Origin of the sequence: Streptomyces sp. NRRL S-37 (assembly GCF_000721605.1) — a bacterium.
GTDB lineage: Bacteria > Actinomycetota > Actinomycetes > Streptomycetales > Streptomycetaceae > Streptomyces.
Genome location: NZ_JOIZ01000141.1, coordinates 1 through 317, shown reverse-complemented (window position 1 = coordinate 317; position 317 = coordinate 1). Strand labels below are relative to the sequence as shown.

1 protein-coding gene is annotated in these 317 nt (G+C 67.5%); it reads left to right on the top strand.

The annotated features are described in order from the left end of the window. Positions 1-31 precede the first annotated feature (31 nt). A partial coding sequence (locus IH50_RS0137155) for a nucleotide kinase domain-containing protein (protein WP_267883292.1) occupies positions 32-317 on the top strand: 286 nt, incomplete at its 3' end.

Below are 317 nucleotides of genomic sequence, written 5' to 3'. Positions count from 1 at the left end.
GTTCGTGATCGACCTCAACTATGCGGCCGAGATGCCGTTTTCGGAGATGGACTTCGTCGTCGCCGGGCCCGGAGCGCGCGACGGGATCCGCAAGTGCTTCGGGCCTGCGGCCGACGGCATCGAGGCGGATGTCATCCGCTACATGGCCGACACCCAGGACGAGCACTTCGCCCGCCTGGGGCTTGCCTTCGCGGGACTGCGCGGGCGCCCACTGCAGTTGATCGACTGCCAGAACCTGTTCTGCGAGGTCGACAAGTACGCCCGGGTCGCCCACCCGGACATCGCCGGGATCAGCGGCCGCAGCCGCATCAAGCAGA